This window comes from Rhodococcus sp. BP-316 (assembly GCF_019836105.1).
GTDB lineage: Bacteria > Actinomycetota > Actinomycetes > Mycobacteriales > Mycobacteriaceae > Rhodococcoides.
Window position 1 is genome coordinate 342,142 of the sequence record NZ_JABUEE010000006.1, and the last position, 16,378, is coordinate 358,519.

15 protein-coding genes are annotated in these 16,378 nt (G+C 67.5%); 6 read left to right on the top strand and 9 right to left on the bottom strand.

Features of this window, described 5'->3' with window-relative positions; all coding sequences use genetic code 11:
* From HQ312_RS14265 to HQ312_RS14275, 3 genes are all read right to left on the bottom strand, one after another.
* Window positions 1–402, bottom strand: a complete 402-nt coding sequence (locus HQ312_RS14265; protein WP_056443269.1) for a universal stress protein — start codon at window positions 400–402, stop codon at window positions 1–3.
* Window positions 403–433: 31 nt separating this feature from the next.
* Window positions 434–1,840, bottom strand: a complete 1,407-nt coding sequence (locus tag HQ312_RS14270) for a CitMHS family transporter (RefSeq protein ID WP_222638976.1) — start codon at window positions 1,838–1,840, stop codon at window positions 434–436.
* A gap of 104 nt (window positions 1,841–1,944) precedes the next feature.
* Entirely contained in the window at window positions 1,945–2,931 is a 987-nt protein-coding gene (locus HQ312_RS14275; RefSeq protein ID WP_222633438.1) for a tripartite tricarboxylate transporter substrate binding protein, read from the bottom strand.
* Window positions 2,932–3,067: 136 nt separating this feature from the next.
* Here HQ312_RS14275 and HQ312_RS14280 point away from each other — a divergent pair, with 136 nt between their 5' ends.
* The gene (locus HQ312_RS14280) at window positions 3,068–4,717 is read left to right on the top strand and encodes an ATP-binding protein (RefSeq protein ID WP_308115830.1); all 1,650 of its coding nucleotides are present in this window, start codon (window positions 3,068–3,070) and stop codon (window positions 4,715–4,717) included.
* Complete coding sequence (locus HQ312_RS14285; protein ID WP_222638977.1) at window positions 4,714–5,382, top strand: response regulator; 669 nt, start codon at window positions 4,714–4,716, stop codon at window positions 5,380–5,382. Before HQ312_RS14280 ends, HQ312_RS14285 begins: the two co-directional genes overlap by 4 nt.
* On the opposite strand, the gene recR is transcribed toward HQ312_RS14285, so the two are convergent.
* The 3 genes from recR to HQ312_RS14300 are packed head-to-tail and all read right to left on the bottom strand — an operon-like array spanning window position 5,379 to window position 6,838.
* On the bottom strand, window positions 5,379–5,990 hold the full coding sequence (gene recR, locus HQ312_RS14290; protein ID WP_027506637.1) for a recombination mediator RecR: 612 nt from the start codon (window positions 5,988–5,990) through the stop codon (window positions 5,379–5,381). The two genes, HQ312_RS14285 and recR, sit on opposite strands and share 4 nt — an antisense overlap.
* A 16-nt stretch (window positions 5,991–6,006) precedes the next feature.
* A complete protein-coding gene (locus HQ312_RS14295; protein ID WP_204869622.1) occupies window positions 6,007–6,345 on the bottom strand; it encodes a YbaB/EbfC family nucleoid-associated protein in 339 nt (112 codons plus the stop codon).
* Between the two features lie 58 nt (window positions 6,346–6,403).
* Window positions 6,404–6,838, bottom strand: coding sequence for an SRPBCC family protein (locus HQ312_RS14300; RefSeq protein WP_222638998.1), 435 nt, complete (start codon window positions 6,836–6,838; stop codon window positions 6,404–6,406).
* A gap of 228 nt (window positions 6,839–7,066) precedes the next feature.
* Between HQ312_RS14300 and HQ312_RS14305 the strand changes: the two genes are divergently transcribed.
* The 3 genes from HQ312_RS14305 to fadD5 all read left to right on the top strand — a co-directional run bounded on the left by HQ312_RS14305 (window position 7,067) and on the right by fadD5 (window position 11,418).
* A complete protein-coding gene (locus HQ312_RS14305; protein WP_222633435.1) occupies window positions 7,067–8,479 on the top strand; it encodes an FAD-binding oxidoreductase in 1,413 nt (470 codons plus the stop codon).
* On the top strand, window positions 8,476–9,795 hold the full coding sequence (locus HQ312_RS14310) for a class I SAM-dependent methyltransferase (RefSeq protein WP_027506633.1): 1,320 nt from the start codon (window positions 8,476–8,478) through the stop codon (window positions 9,793–9,795). Before HQ312_RS14305 ends, HQ312_RS14310 begins: the two co-directional genes overlap by 4 nt.
* 87 nt (window positions 9,796–9,882) lie before the next feature.
* Window positions 9,883–11,418, top strand: a complete 1,536-nt coding sequence (gene fadD5, locus HQ312_RS14315; RefSeq protein WP_222638978.1) for a fatty-acid--CoA ligase FadD5 — start codon at window positions 9,883–9,885, stop codon at window positions 11,416–11,418.
* Here the strand turns inward: fadD5 and HQ312_RS14320 are convergent.
* The gene (locus HQ312_RS14320; RefSeq protein WP_027506631.1) at window positions 11,415–11,603 is read right to left on the bottom strand and encodes a hypothetical protein; all 189 of its coding nucleotides are present in this window, start codon (window positions 11,601–11,603) and stop codon (window positions 11,415–11,417) included. The two genes, fadD5 and HQ312_RS14320, sit on opposite strands and share 4 nt — an antisense overlap.
* 108 nt (window positions 11,604–11,711) lie before the next feature.
* Here HQ312_RS14320 and HQ312_RS14325 point away from each other — a divergent pair, with 108 nt between their 5' ends.
* Entirely contained in the window at window positions 11,712–12,851 is a 1,140-nt protein-coding gene (locus HQ312_RS14325; RefSeq protein ID WP_222638979.1) for a lipase family protein, read from the top strand.
* Between the two features lie 50 nt (window positions 12,852–12,901).
* Here HQ312_RS14325 and HQ312_RS14330 read toward each other — a convergent pair whose 3' ends face one another.
* Entirely contained in the window at window positions 12,902–15,052 is a 2,151-nt protein-coding gene (locus HQ312_RS14330; RefSeq protein WP_222638980.1) for a 3-hydroxyacyl-CoA dehydrogenase NAD-binding domain-containing protein, read from the bottom strand.
* Window positions 15,053–15,060: 8 nt separating this feature from the next.
* Window positions 15,061–16,272 carry an acetyl-CoA C-acetyltransferase gene (locus tag HQ312_RS14335; protein ID WP_222638981.1) on the bottom strand — a complete coding sequence of 404 codons (1,212 nt, stop codon included), beginning with the start codon at window positions 16,270–16,272 and terminating at the stop codon, window positions 15,061–15,063.
* Window positions 16,273–16,378 lie beyond the last annotated feature (106 nt).

Sequence of the window (16,378 nt, forward strand, 5' to 3'; positions counted from 1 at the left end):
TCACGACTTGACGAGCAGCACCGGTACCGGTGTTTCGAGAAGCAGGCGCTGGACGGCCTGTCCCATCAGGAACTTGCCGACGGCCGACCGATGCCGCGACCCGACGACCAGCAACTCGGCGTCCGCCTTGTCGATGAGCGCGAGCAGTGTGGTGGTCGCGTCCGGATCGGGCTGGGCCGCAGCGAGAGTCCACTGCGCCTCGGACTCTCCGAGCGCGGCGAGCGACGCGCGGATCGAGTCCTCGACCGCGGTGGTCTCCTTCGCCTCCGAGGAGGGATCCGCGGATCCGGAGAAGGCGTGGAGGACGACCAGTTCGGTTCCTGCGGACCGGGCCTGCTGGACTGCCGATCCGAGTGCCTTGCGGCCTTCCTCGGAACTGTTGTGCACGACGGCGACACTCATGTCGGTGACTCCTCTCTCTCGTGGATGCTGATCAGCCGAAGGGGATCTGGCCGAGGAGAACACCCACGGCGAGCATGGTGAGGGACACGACGGTCGCGCGCCACAGAACCTTGCGGTGATGGTCGGCGAGCGAGACGCCGGCCAGGGTGACCAGCAGCAGGATGGCGGGAACCAGCGGACTCTGCAGGTGCACCGGCTGTCCGGTGATGGAGGCGCGGGCCATCTCGACCGGCTCGATGCCGTACTGGGCGGCGGTCTCGGTGAGGACCGGGAGGATGCCGAAGTAGAAGGCGTCGTTGGTCATGAAGAACGTCAACGGGATCGACAGGATTCCGGTGATGACGGCCAGGAACGGACCCATCGCGTCGGGGATGACGCCGAGGAGCCACTCGGCCATGGCCTCGACCATTCCGGTACCGGAGAACACGCCGGTGAGGACGGCAGCTGCGAGCACCATGGCGACGACGGAGACGATCGAGGCGGAGTGGCGTGCGATGGCCTCGCCCTGCTCCTTGACCTTCGGGAAGTTGAACGTGAGCGCGATGGAGGCGGCGATCATGAACAGCACCGGGATGGGGAGGATGTCCATGACCAGGATGACGAGGAGCGTGACGGTCAGGATCGCGTTGAACCACAGCAGCTTCGGACGCAGAGTGTCACGGTTGGGGTCGAGGCCGTCGATGAACTGGCCGGCCTTGCCGTCGTTCTCGTCGTCGCCGGTGGTGATGTCGGCGCTTCCGGTGCTGCGACGGGTCTTTCCGTTTCCGGTTCCGGTGCCGTCGGTACCCACGCCGGCGCCCACCAGCTCCGTGTCGTAGACCAGCGAGCCGAGGCGGCGACGCTCCATCAGACCCAGGTGGATCGAGAAGAGCAGCACGATGATCAGGCCGGCGATCATCGACGGCACCATCGGGATGAAGACGTCGGAGGGCGAGATGCCCAGCGCGGACGCGGCGCGAACGGTCGGGCCACCCCACGGGATGATGTTCATGGTGCCGTTGGCGAGGCCGGCGACGACCGTCAGGATGACCGGTGAGACACCGAGTTTCAGGTAGAGCGGCAGCAGCGCGGACGTCACGATGATGAACGTGGTGGAGCCGTCACCGTCGAGGGACACGACCATGGCGAGCACCGCGGTGCCGACGACCAGCTTCATCGGATCGTTGCGCACCAGGCGCAGGATGCCGCGCACCAGCGGGTCGAACAGACCCACGTCGATCATGATGCCGAAGAAGATGATCGCGAAGAACAGCAGCGCTGCCGTGGGGGCGAGCGACTTGATGCCGTCCGTGATCATGTCGCCGATGCCGAGCCCGGCGCCGGCGAACAGGCCGAAGATGACCGGGACCAGGATCAGGGCGACCACCGGAGTCGCTCGTTTGGTCAGGATCAGGAACATGAAAGCGGCAACCATGAGGAAGCCGAGTATCACCAACATGGTTACTACTCCTCGTTGTTCGAATAGTGCAGGGTTCGATCAGTGCAGGGTGTGTCGAGGCAGGCTGCGGGCACAGGTGTGGCGCAGTACGGAGGAGTGCGGCGTCAGCCGTCGGTGGGTGGATCGATGGTCGAGCGGACCAGGTCGGCCTGTTCGCGGAGGAACGACGCGAAGTCGTCTCCGGTGAGCAGCGCGTCTCGCCACCCGTTCTGCGCCAGGATCTCCTGCCAGAGCGGCGACCCGACCAGTGCTGTGACGTCGGCGATCAGGCGGTCGACGCGCTCCGGTGGCAGTCCCGGCGGGGCGAGGATGCCGCGCCAGTTGTCGAAGTCGAGGTCGACTCCCTGCTCCCGCAGAGTGGGCGCGTCGATGCCGTCGACACGTTCGGAGCTCGAGACTGCGAGCGCCCGGACCGTGCCGGACGCGATCTGGTCCAGATATTCGCTGACGCCGGTGGTGGCGACGTCGACCTCGCCGGTCAACAGGGCCGGCAGCAACTCGCCGCCGCCGTCGAAGACGCGGTACTCGGATGCTCGCGGGTCGACACCGACGGTGCGGGCGAGCTGCGTCCGGAACAACCCGTCCGGCCCACCCTCCGCGGAGCCGCCGGCGAACTGCAGAGCCGCGGGATCCTGTCGCCAGGCGTTCGTGAGATCGGCCAGAGTCCGCAGCGGGGATGCTGCCGGCACCAGGACGACCTCGGGTTCGGTGACGAGTCGGGCGATCGGGGTGACGTCCGCGATCTCGTGATCGGACGGGGTGGTGGACAGTGCGCCCACCAGACCCAGCCCCATCACCAGCAGGAGTCGATCGTTGCCCTGTTCGAGAGCGAGACGATTGAGTCCCACGACACCACCCGATCCGGGTAGTACGAGGACGTCGTCCACCACGACGCCCTCCGCGGCCCAACCTCGGGCCAGACTGCGAGCGGTCAGGTCGTAACCGCCACCGGCGACCGACGGAGCGATGACACGAAGTCCCGGCTCCTCCGCCCCGGTCACCATGGCCGACACCCCCGCACTGCACGCGGTCGCCGTGCAGAGCACCGCGAGCAACGCTGCGAGAGCGCTGATGCGGAGGCGTCGGTTCATGGGCACGGTCTCACTGTGTCGGATCTTGTGACTGTGGTCACCCTTTGGTGCACAAACGGGATTGTGTTCATTGTGAGCGTCCGTAGCGCACGCAGATGCACGAATTCCGCGCTCGCCCGGCGGTACGGTTCACCTCGTGATCGGGCGGCGACTGCGCATCTTCGGAACACGCCGCACCCTCTCGTCGCAACTGCTCGCACTGCAGCTTCTCATCATCGTCGCGGTGCTCGTCGTCATCAGCGGGTTGTCACTGGCCCAGGCGTCGGCGACCTTCCAGCGCGAACAGGGTCTGCGCGTCCAGTCGGCTGCCGAGAACCTCGCCGCGAGTCCCACCGTGCGACAACTGCTCGCCTCCGCCCAGCCCCGCATTCGTACGGCGCTGCAGGGTGCAGTCGAGTCGGTGCGGGCCGTCTCGGGTCTGGACTACGCGCAACTGACCGACCCCGACGGCATCATCGTCGTCGCGACCGACCCGTCGCGGGTGGGACAGGAATCGGCGGCCGAGGGAGCGGGCGCGCGGACGGGCCGATCCTGGACCGGTCTCGCCGAGACGAGCGCCAACACCGCGGTGTCCCCCGACGCGTCCGTGCAGTCACAGGTCCCGGTGCTCGATGCCGACGGCCGCATCGTCGGTGTGGCGATCGTCGGCCGCGAGTACCCGTCGGTGTGGGAGCGCCTCGCGCAGGCGACCCCGGACCTCGTCATCTACCTTGCCGTGGCCTCCGTTCTGGGCGCCGTCGGGTCGATCCTGCTGGCCCGACGCGTCAAGCGGCAGACCATGGGAATGGAGGCCGGGGAGATCGTCGACCTGGTGCGCCAGCGGCAGGCGATGCTCGAGGGCCTCAAGGAGGCCGTGGTGGCGCTGGATCCGTCGGGTCGGGTGGTCCTGCTGAGTCGCAGCGCACACGACATGCTCGGCCTCGACGAGGACGGTGTGGGCCGGCGGGTGGAGGAGCTCGGACTCGACGACCGGGTCCTCGACGTCCTGCGTCACCCGAGCGACGACGGCGACCAGCTCGTCCTCACCGGAGATCGCATCCTCGTCTTCAACACGGTGCCGATCGAGGCGTCGGGACAGAAGGTGGCCACGGTGACCACGTTCCGTGACCGCACCGAACTGAGCGAGGTCCAGAGCAAACTCGACATCAGCCGCACCAGCTCGACGGCACTGCGGGAGCACATCCACGAGTTCGACAACCAGCTGCACACCATCTCGGGACTGGTCCAGCTCGGTGAGTACGACGAGGTGGAGCGGTACGTCGACGGCATCACCGAGCATCGTGAGCGCCTCACGTCCACCGTGACCGACCGCATCGACGATCTCGGGGTCGCGGCGCTGCTCATCGCCAAGATCGGCGCCGCCGCGGCCCGCTCGGTGACCGTGGCGCTCGACGACGCCTCACACCTCCCGCGACTCGACGACGATGCCTCCCGAGACCTCTGCACCGTCGTCGGCAACCTCGTCGACAACGCTGTGGACGCAGTCCTCGAGGGGCAGTCGGTGGACGCGGTGGTGCGCGTCCGGATCGTCGCGGACGCGGACGGGATCGAGGTCGAGGTGGCCGACAACGGCCCCGGCATCGGCACGGAGGATGCCGATCGCGTGTTCGAGCAGGGGTGGAGCACGAAGGGGACGTCGCTCGACGGGCACGGTTTCGGCCTCGCCCTCGTGCGTGTCGTGTGCCGCCGACGCGGCGGTGAGGTCGGCGTGAGTGACAGAGTCGAGGACGGTAGGCGGTGGACGGTCTTCCGGGCCGTCACCGGATCCGGGGGGAGGACGCGATGACACTCAGGGTGCTGGTGGTGGACGACGACTTCATGGTCGCGCGGGTGCACACCGGTTTCGTCACCAAGGTGGCCGGATTCGAGGTGTGCGGGGTGGCGCACACGGCGCAGGAAGCGCTGGAGAAGGTGGAGCACACCCGTCCCGATCTGGTGCTGCTGGACGTCCATCTGCCCGGCGTCACCGGGCTCGATCTCATCGGCCCGTTCCGGGAGATCATCCCCGACCTCGACGTCCTGGTGATCACCAGCGAGCGCGAGGCCGAATCGGTGCGCAAGGCACTGCGCGCGGGCGCCGTGCACTACCTGATCAAGCCGTTCAAGTTCCAGGCACTGCAGGAGCGCCTCGAGCACTACCGCCGCACACGGGAGTCGCTGGCCGCGATCGACGAGGCGGAGCAGGACGCCGTCGACAAGGCGTTCGGCGTGCGCGGGACCGCGACGCGGCTCCCCAAGGGCCTGAGCGCCGAGACGCTGGCCATGGTCGAGCACCAACTGCGGGAGAATCCCGGCGAGACCTCGGCGAGCACGATGGCCGAGAGGACCGGGATGTCGCGGTCGAGCGCTCGCCGCTACCTGGAATACCTCAGCGACGTCGACCGGGTGACCGTCTCGCTCGACTACGGCAACGTGGGGCGACCCGAGCGCCTCTATCGGCTCGAGCGCTAATTCATCACGTTGCGGCCGGACAGCGCACGGCCCAACGTGAGCTCGTCCGCGAACTCGAGGTCGCCGCCCATGGGCAGTCCGGAGGCCAGCCGGGTGACGGACAGGCCGGGGAAATCACGCATCATGCGCAGCAGGTAGGTGGCCGTCGCCTCCCCCTCGGTGTTGGGGTCGGTCGCGATGATCACCTCGGAGACGTCGACGCCGTCCTCCTGATTGCCGATGCGGGTGAGCAACTCCCGGATGCGCAGCTGATCGGGACCGACCCCGCTCAGCGGATCCAACGCGCCGCCCAGCACGTGGTATCTGCCCTTGAACTCGCGGGTGCGCTCGACGGCCTGCACGTCCTTGGGTTCCTCGACGACGCAGATCTTCGTCCGATCACGGCGCGGGTCCGCACAGATGCGGCACAGTTCCTTGTCGGAGACGGTGCCGCAGACGATGCAGAACTGCACCCCGTCGCGGACGCGCTGCAACGCCTTCTGCAGACGGTCGATCTCGGGCGCCTCGACCCCCAACAGATGAAAGGCGATGCGCTGCGCGCTCTTCGGTCCGACACCGGGAAGTTTACCCAGCTCGTCGATCAGATCCTGGACCGGACCTTCGTACACGCTTCTCGACCCGGTTCTAGAAGCCGGGCAGGCCGGGGAGTCCGCCGCCGCCCAGGCCGGCGAGGGGACCGAGCTTCTGCGACGCGACCTCACCCGCGGCGCGGGACGCGTCGGCGATCGCACCGATGATCAGGTCCTGCAGGGTCTCGACGTCGTCGGGATCCACGACCTTGGGGTCGATGGTCAGACCGACCACCTCGCCGCTGCCCTTCACCGTCGCCACGACGAGACCGTTGCCGGCGCGACCGGTGACCTCAGTCGCGGCGATCTCCGCCTGGGCTGCCATCAACTGCTGCTGCATCTGCTGGGCCTGCTGCAGCAGCTGGGACATGTCGGGCTGTTCACCGGGTTGCACGGCGGGTGTCCTTCCGAAGTGGTGACGAGATCGTGTCGGTCGAGCGTAGCCGCGTGCCTCACTCCACCTGGCGCGAGAGGTTCTGCAGGAGCTGCGCCTGAATCTTCTTCAGTCCAAGGGGCGCGAACGTCTTCTCGAAGAAGCCGCCGACACCGCCGGCGCCCGTCCACTCCGTGGTGGTGGTGACCGACGACCCGCTACCGCTCGGGGCGACGAGGTACGTGGTCACCATCGACGAGTTGGCGTCCTTCTCCGTGACGGTCGCGCCGGACACCGACACGGTCGCGAGCACGTTCCGCGAGCGCTTCTCGGTCGCCTGCAGGACCCAGCGAGCGACGGTGCCGTCGCCCTGCCCACCCTCGATGACCGCGAAGTCGCGGTACTGCTCGGGCAGGATGCGCGGACGCACCGTCTCGTAGTCGGACAGTGCCGCGAGGACCTTGTCGGGAGCCGCACTGATGGTGAGGGAACTGCTCGCGCTGACCTTGGCCATGACGGGGAGAACTCCTGATGTCGGGGTGGGACGGACGGTGACATTCATTGTTTCACGTCCACGCCCGGGCGAATCGAGCGCAACGATCGTGTGAAGTTTCCTCGTCGGGAGGCACCTTCCATAGCGTTGCGAACAACCTCCGTATAGCGTTCTCGCGTGGCTCAGACAGTCGATGCGGCGCTCGGGGGAGCGCGGGAACCCGGCGGGGGCGGCAACCGTCCGCACGAGATCGGACAAGCGGGACATCGGGCGGGTGTGGAACGGCTTCTGGCCAGTTACCGTGCCATTCCCCGGGACGCGACCGTCCGCCTGGCGAAGAAGACCTCCAACCTCTTCCGGGCCAGGCCGAAGAACTCCGCCCCCGGACTCGACGTCTCCGGGTTGGGAGGCGTCATCTCGGTCGACCCCGACGCCATGACCGCCGACGTGCAGGGAATGTGCACCTACGAGGACCTCGTCGACGCCACCCTGGCGTACGGGCTCGCTCCCCTGGTGGTGCCGCAGCTCAAGACGATCACGCTCGGCGGCGCGGTCACCGGCCTCGGCATCGAGTCGACGTCGTTCCGCAGCGGCCTTCCGCACGAGTCCGTCCTCGAGATCGACATTCTCGCCGGATCGGGCGACGTCGTCACGGCCACTCCCGACAACGAGTACGGCGACCTCTTCCGAGGGTTCCCCAACTCCTACGGCACCCTCGGCTACTCGACACGGTTGCGCATCGAACTCGAGCCCGTCCTTCCCTATGTCGCCCTACGCCACGTCCGGTTCCACGACCTCGAGTCGGTGCAGACGGTCATGGCGCGCATCGTCGCGGAGCGGGAGTACGAGGGTGACCGCGTCGACTACCTCGACGGGGTGGTGTTCTCCGGGACCGAGGCCTATCTGACCCTGGGCCGGCAGACCGACGAGCCGGGACCGGTGAGCGACTACACCGACTCGGCGATCTTCTACCGGTCCATCCAGCACGACGGCACCGCACCGCGAACGGACCGCCTGACGGTGCGCGACTACCTGTGGCGGTGGGACACCGACTGGTTCTGGTGCTCGCGCGCCTTCGGTGCGCAGAACCCGCGCATCCGACGTCTCTGGCCGAAGAAGTACCTGCGCAGCAGCTTCTACTGGAAGCTGATCGCGCTCGACCAGAAGTACGACATCGCCGACCGTCTCGAGAAGCGCAAGGGCAACCCGATCCGCGAGCGCGTGGTGCAGGACATCGAGGTGCCGATCGAGAACACGGCCGCGTTCGTCTCGTGGTTCCTCGACGAGATCCCGATCGAGCCGTTGTGGCTGTGTCCCTTGCGACTTCGCGAACCCGACGGGTACGCCGACGCGCAGGACTCCGACGCCGGAGTACGCGGGTGGCCCCTCTATCCGCTCGAACCTCACCGCACCTACGTCAACGTCGGCTTCTGGTCGTCGGTGCCCGTGGTCCCCGGTGAACCCGACGGGGCAGCCAACCGTCGGATCGAGAAGAAGGTGACCGAGTTCGACGGTCACAAGTCCCTCTACTCGGACTCGTTCTACGACAGGGACGAGTTCGATGCCCTCTACGGCGGTGACGGTTACCGCCGACTCAAAGAGAAGTACGACCCCGATTCGCGGTTGTTGGATCTGTATTCGAAGGCGGTGCATCGTCGATGACGACATTCAAAGATCAACGGAACCCCGGCCTGTCCGGCGGTTCCCCCAAACTCTCCATCGCCGAGATTCTCGAGCAGTTCACCGAAGGTGATCTGCCCGTTCGATTCTCGGCGTACGACGGCAGTACGGCCGGTGCCGAGGATTCCGAGTACGGGCTCAGGCTCACCTCACCCCGCGGCACCACCTACCTCGCGACCGCCCCCGGCGACCTGGGCATGGCTCGCGCCTACGTCTCGGGCGATCTGGAGATCGAGGGCGCCCACCCGGGTGACCCGTACGACGTGCTCCGGATGCTGGGCGACGACCTGCACTTCAAACGTCCGTCCGCGCGCGCACTGGCGACCGTCACCCGGTCTCTCGGATGGGAGTTGTTGCGTCCCATCGCTCCCCCGCCCCAGGAGTCCCTCCCACGCTGGCGGCGTATCGCCGAGGGGTTGCGGCACAGCAAGACTCGGGACGCCGAGAGCATCCACCACCACTACGACGTGTCGAACACGTTCTACGAGTACGTACTCGGCCCGTCGATGACCTACACCTGCGCCGCCTACCCGACTCTCGAGGCGTCGCTCGAGGAGGCGCAGGAGAACAAGTACCGCCTGGTGTTCGAGAAGCTGAACCTGAAGGCGGGCGACCGACTGCTCGACATCGGTTGTGGCTGGGGCTCGATGGTGCGCTACGCGGCCCGTCGCGGCGTCCACGTCATCGGCGCCACGCTCTCGCGCGAGCAGGCAGAGTGGGCGCAGAACGCCATCGCCGCCGACGGTCTGAGCGATCTCGCGGAGGTGCGTCACAGCGACTACCGCGACATCGTCGAGGGCGACTTCGACGCCGTGTCGTCGATCGGCCTCACCGAGCACATCGGCGTCTCGAACTACCCGGCGTACTTCGAGTTCATCAAGGGAAAGCTGCGCCCGGGTGGCCGCGTCCTGAACCACTGCATCACCCGCCCGGACAACCGCTCGTCGGCGCGGGCCGGCGGCTTCATCGACCGCTACGTCTTCCCCGACGGCGAGCTGACGGGATCCGGCCGCATCATCACCGAGATGCAGGACGTGGGCCTCGAGGTGCGTCACGAGGAGAACCTGCGCGAGCACTACGCGATGACGCTCCGGGACTGGTGCCGCAACCTCGTCGACAACTGGGACGCCTGCGTCGCGGAGGTCGGTGAGGGCACCGCGCGCGTGTGGGGCCTCTACATGGCGGGCTCACGCCTGGGCTTCGAGCGCAACGTGGTCCAGCTGCACCAGGTGCTCGCCGTCAAGCTCGACGAGAACAACGACGCGGGTCTTCCGTTGCGGCCCTGGTGGATCGGCTGATCCACTGACACGGACGCCGTCTCGGGTGTCGAATCACGGGGACTGTCGACACCCGAGTGGGTGCGACTCCACGAGAGGACACCCGAGATGGCGGATCAGTCGCAGCCCGGACGTGCACGGCGGGACAACTGGAACAACCAGGTACGACGACACGCACTGATGAATCCCGCGGGCGTGGCGCTGCGCTTCGGCGGGACGACGCACACCTGGCGCGGCCTCTGCGATCGTGTCGACGCACTCGCCGGCGGGTTGTCCCACCGTGGCGTGACGGCCGGGGACCGGGTGCTGATCCTCATGCTCAACCGGCCCGAGTACATCGAATCGGTGCTCGCCATCAATGCCGTCGGTGCGATCGCCGTGCCCGTCAACTTTCGGATGAGCGCCCCGGAGATCACCTACCTCGCGCAGAACAGCGGCGCCGGCCTCATCGTCGTGGAGGACGCTCTGGCGCCGCTCGCCGCGGCGGTGGGCGTCGCGGACTCGATCGTGGTGGGCGGAGACGGGGACACCTACGAGGCTCTGATCCGCGAGGGCGCGCCCGCGCCGGACACCGACGTCCCGGACGACGCACCGGCTCTGATCATGTACACCTCGGGAACGACCGGCCGCCCCAAAGGTGCTGTGCTGTCCCATTCCAACATGCAGGCTCAGGCGCTGACCTGCATTCGCGCCCTGCAGATGTACGGAGTCGACGAGATCAACTTCTGTGCGTCACCGATGTTCCACATCGCCGCCCTGGGCAGCATCGCCCCCAGCCTCAAGCTCGGCATCCCGACCGTCGTCCACCCCGTCGGTGCGTTCGATCCGGCCGCGTTGCTCGACGTCCTCGAGGCCGAGGCGGTGACCACCCTGTTCCTCGTGCCGGTGCAGTGGCAGGCGGTCTGCGCGGAACAGGCGCGCCGCCCCAGGACGTTGTCGCTGCGAGTGATCTCGTGGGGTGCGGCGCCGGCGTCGGACACCGTCCTGCGGGCGATGTCGCAGACCTTCCCCGACGCCCTCACCGTGGCCGTCTTCGGTCAGACCGAGATGTCGCCGATCACCTGCGTCCTCGACGGCGGCGACGCACTCCGCAAACTCGGGTCCGTGGGACGCGTCGTCGCCACGGTGGAGGCTCGGGTCGTCGACGACGACATGGTCGACGTCCCGCGAGGTGACATCGGCGAGATCGTCTATCGCGGGCCGACGCTGATGCACGGGTACTGGGAGAACCCTGCCGCCACGTCGGACGCGTTCCACGGCGGCTGGTTCCATTCCGGCGACCTGGTGCGTCAGGACGAGGAGGGCTTCGTCTTCGTCGTCGACCGCAAGAAGGACATGATCATCTCCGGCGGCGAGAACATCTACTGCGCCGAGGTCGAGAACGTGCTGTTCTCCCACCCCCGAATCCTCGAGGCAGCAGTGATAGGCCGCCCGGACGACCGCTGGGGTGAGGTGCCCGTCGCCGTCGTCGCGCAGCGCGGCACCGACGAGCCGGACCTCACGCTTCCCGACCTCGTCGGCTGGCTGGACGGACGCCTCGCGCACTACAAGCACCCGCGCCACCTGGTGCTGGTGGAGGCGCTCCCCCGCAACGCCGGCGGCAAGGTCGTGAAGGTCGACCTGCGCAGGCGTTTCTCCGACTAGACCCCTCGGCGCCTGCTCACCACCACGATCGCCACTCCGACGATCAGGATGACGGGGCCGAGGATCGACCAGGTGGTCGTGTTGCTCATCGCACTGCCACCGATCACCCCGAATCCCTGGAGGCTGAACAGCAGGCCCATGACGGCGATCACGGCACCGATGACGGTGACAACGGGAGTCTTCACGTGTCGAACCTAGTCCCCTGATGCCGCGTCGGGCCCGTTCTCGTGACGAGACACATCGTCGCGACGGGACACACCACGGACGCCGCTCGACATGATGGACTGCTGTCCGTGACTTCTCTTCCCCGACGATTCTGTCCACCGGTCCTCGTCGCGTGCGTCGCACTCGCGTCGTCCGTCCTTCTCGTCCCTGCTCCCGCGTCCGCCGAGACGGCCGCGGGCACGGTGCTCTCCAGCACCGCGCTCGATCCCGCGCTGGCACCCGCCGGCGCCGCGGAGAGCTATGTGGTGCGCTACTCCACGCTGCGGACGGCCGAGCAGGCCGGGGAGTCGACGGGCACGGTGTTCGTGCCCACAGGCGATGCTCCCGCCGACGGATGGCCGGTCGTGTCCTACGCCCACGGCACCACCGGTGTCGCCGACTCGTGTGCACCGTCGGCGACGGGCACCGCGCAGTACGAGCGTCCGGCGATCGAGGCGTGGCTGGCCGCCGGCCACGCCGTGGTGGCCACCGACTACGCGGGCATGGGGACTCCGGGTGTGCACGCCTATCTGGACGGACCCGCCGCCGGTGCCAACGCGATCGACATCGTCCGCGCAGCACACACGATGCTCGGCGATCGGCTCTCGCCGGAATGGATCACCACCGGCCTGTCCCAGGGCGGCAACACGTCCTTCTTCACCGCCGCAGCGGCATCCACCCGCGCACCGGACCTCGACTTCCGCGGCGCCGTGTCCGTGGCCGGCCCGACGGGGCTCGACACCGTGCTCCCGCTGGTCGGTCCGGTTCTCCCGCCGGTCGTCCCCAGCGGCTTTCTCGGCTACGTCTTCTACACCCTCGCCGGACTGGCGGACCAGCGTCCGGAACTCGACGTCCGGCAGTACCTGACGCCGAAGGGCGTCGAGTATCTCGACGCTGCGACCACGCTGTGCGGCACCGAGTTCCGCGACTATCGCTCGGCGCACCCGGCCCAGTTCGGGGAGCTCCTCACGCGCCCGTTGACGCCGCTGGCCCCCGTGCTCGCGCAGATGCAGGCCGTCCCCGTCAGTGGCTACGACCGGCCGCTCCTCATGACTCAGAGCCTCTCCGATCAGACGGTTCCGGCTCCGCTCACGTTCGTCCACACGGCCCGGATGACCGCTGCCGGTACGGACTTCCAGCTGGTCACCTTTCCGACGCCCGATCACATCGGCACCCTGATGGCCTCCATGCCCGCATCACTCGACTTCGCCGCGCGCGTCCTGAGCTGAGACGACGACAGCCCCACACCAGGAGGTGCGGGGCTGTCGTGTACTCGTGACTAGCGCAGAGACGCAGGCGGAGTGAACCGCTCGCCGTACTGCTTGGCCAGCTCCTCGGCACGGGCGACGAACGCCTCCTTGCCGATCGAGCCGTCCGCGGCCTCGTAGCCGACGACGTACTGGTGCACGCCACCGGTCCACGCCGGGAAGCCGATACCGAAGATCGAGCCGATGTTGGCGTCGGCCGTCGTGTTCAGCACGCCCTCGTCGAAGCACTTCTGCGTCTCGATCGCCTCGATGAAGAGCATGCGCTCCTTGAGGTCCTCGAACGACGACTCCGAGGTACCCGACTTGAAGGCGTCACGCAGACCCGACCAGAGGCCGGTGCGCTTGCCGTCGACGTACTCGTAGAAGCCGGCACCCTTGGCCTTCGACGGACGCTCGAACTCGTCGACCATCTTGTCGATGACCGCGCCCGCGGCATCCTCGGGAGGAGTTCCGCCGGCTGCGACGATCGCGTCGTAGGTCTCCTTGCGGATCTTCTGCATCAGCGTCAGCGTCAGCTCGTCGGAGAGCTGCAACGGCGGCGCCGGGTAGCCCGCCTGCAGACCGGCCTGCTCGATGGTCGCGGGCTCGACGCCCTCGCCCAGCATGGCGATGGCCTCGTTGATGAAGGTGCCGATCACGCGGGAGGTGAAGAAGCCACGGCTGTCGTTGACGACGATCGGAGTCTTCTTGATGGCCTGCACGAGGTCGAATGCCTTGGCCAGAGCGGCATCCGAGGTCTTGTCACCGCGGATGATCTCGACCAGCGGCATCTTGTCGACGGGCGAGAAGAAGTGGATTCCGATGAAGTCTTCCTGGCGCTTGACACCCGTCGCGAGACCGGTGATGGGCAGCGTCGAGGTGTTCGAGCCGAGCAGCGAATCGGGTGCGACGAGGTCCTCGATCTCCTGGAAGACCTTGTGCTTGAGGTCCTGCGACTCGAAGACCGCCTCGATGACGAGGTCTGCACCCTCGACGTCCTTCGGATCGGCAGTCGGGTGGATACGCGCCAGCAGCGCGTCCGACTTCTCCTGCGTGGTCTTGCCGCGTGAGAGCGCCTTGGCCTCGATGGCCTCGGAGTACGCCTTGCCCTTGTCTGCGGACGCCTGCTCGACGTCCTTGAGGACGACGTCGATTCCGGCCTTGGCACAGACGTAGGCGATGCCGGCGCCCATCATGCCGGCGCCGAGCACGGCGACCTTGGTGAACTGCGTCTTCTCGTGGCCGTCCGGGCGGGACTTGCCGGCATTGATCGCCTGCAGGTCGAAGAAGAACGCCTGGATCATGTTCTTCGACACCTGGCCGGTGACGAGCGACGTGAAGTAGCGCGACTCGATGGTGGACGCGTTGTCGAAGTCGACCTGCGCACCCTCCACCGCGGCGGACAGGATCGCGAGCGGTGCCGGCATCGGCGCGCCCTTGATCTGCTTGCGCAGGTTCGACGGGAACGCCGGAAGGATCTGCGCGAGCTTGGGATTGGACGGCGTGCCGCCGGGGATCTTGTAGCCCTTGACGTCCCAGGGGGCGACGCCGCCCTCGGGGTTGGCCTTGATCCATGCCTTCGCGGCGGGAACGAGTTCCTCGACGCTGCCGACGACCTCGTGCACCAGACCGAGCTCGAGCGCCTTGGCCGGGCGGAATCGCGTGCCCTGGGACAGCACCGACATGAAGCCGTTCTGGATACCCATCATGCGGGTGATGCGGGTGACGCCGCCGCCGCCGGGCAGCAGGCCCAGCGACACCTCGGGCAGGCCGAGCTGGACACCGGGAACGTCCGCGACGATGCGGTGGTGCGTCGCCAGCGTGATCTCCAGGCCGCCACCGAGTGCGGCGCCGTTGATCGCGGACACGACAGGCTTGCCGAGCGTCTCGAGCCGACGCAGCTGCGACTTGACCGTCTGCACCTCGTCGAAGATCTGCTGGGCGTCGGCGGGGCCGGCCTTGATCATGTTCTTGAGATCGCCACCGGCGAAGAAGGTCTTCTTCGCCGAGGTGACGACGACACCGGTGATGGAGTCCTTCTCGGCCTCGAGGCGGTCGACCGTGGCGCCCATCGAGGTCTTGTAGAGCTCGTTCATCGTGTTGGCGCCCTGGTTCGGGTCGTCCATCGTCAGGGTGACGATGCCGTCGGCATCCTGGTCCCACTGAATCATGTTGTCACTCATGCTGTTCCTCAGACTCGCTCGATGATGGTGGCCACGCCCATGCCGCCGCCGATGCACAGGGTGATCAGTGCGTAGCGGCCGTTCCGACGCTCGAGCTCGTCGAGCACGGTGCCGGTGATCATGGCGCCCGTGGCACCGAGGGGGTGGCCCATCGCGATGGCGCCACCGTTGACGTTGAGCTTCTCGCCCGGGATCTTCAGGTCGCGCTGGAAGCGCAGGACCACGGAGGCGAATGCCTCGTTCAGCTCGAACAGGTCGATGTCGTCGACCGTCAGGCCGGCCGCGGCCAGCACCTTCTTCGACGCGGGCGTCGGCCCGGTCAGCATGATGGTGGTGTCGGCGCCGCTGGTGGCGGTCGCGACGACGCGAGCGCGCGGCGTCATGCCCATCGACTTGCCGGCGTCCTCGCTGCCGACGACGACCAGGGCCGCACCGTCGACGATGCCCGACGAGTTACCGCCGGTGTGGACGTGATCGATCTTCTCGATCCAGTGGTACTTCTGCAGCGCGACGTCGTCGAACCCGCCCATCGCGGCGATGCCCTCGAAGGCCGGCTTGAGATTGCCGAGCGACTCGACGGTGGTGCCGGGGCGCATGTGCTCGTCACTGTCGAGGATCAGCAGACCGTTCTGGTCCGTGACCGGCACGACGGACTTGGTGAAGTAGCCACCCGACCATGCGGCTGCAGCGCGCTCCTGGGACTGCGCGGCGTACGCGTCGACGTCCTCACGGGTGAAGCCCTCGATCGTCGCGATGAGGTCGGCGCCGATGCCCTGGGGGGCGAAGTAGGTGTCGTAGTTGGTCTGCGGGTCCATGGCCCACGCGCCGCCGTCCGATCCCATGGGAACGCGGGACATCGACTCCACGCCACCGGCGATGACGAGCTCGTCCCAGCCCGACCGCACCTTCTGCGCGGCGAGGTTGACGGCTTCGAGGCCGGACGCGCAGAAACGGTTGAGCTGGAAGCCGCCGACCGTGTCGGGCATCTTCGCGGCGAGCACCGCGGTACGGGCGATGTCGGCACCCTGATCTCCCACGGGCGAGACGACGCCCAGGATCAGATCGGAGATGCGATCCTCGTCCATGTCGGGGAAACGACGGCGGAGCTCGTCGATCAACCCGGTGACCAGCGAGATCGGCTTGACCGAGTGCAGCGACCCGTTCTTGCCCTTACCTCGCGGTGTTCTGATGGCTTCGTAGATGTATGCCTCTGTGGTCACTGAACACAGTTCCTTCCGACGTGAGACTCGGGCAGCACGGTGCACTGGAGACACCGGCGCCCACGAGGACAGACCTCGACGCCATTCACCCTAGGCATGGAGCCGC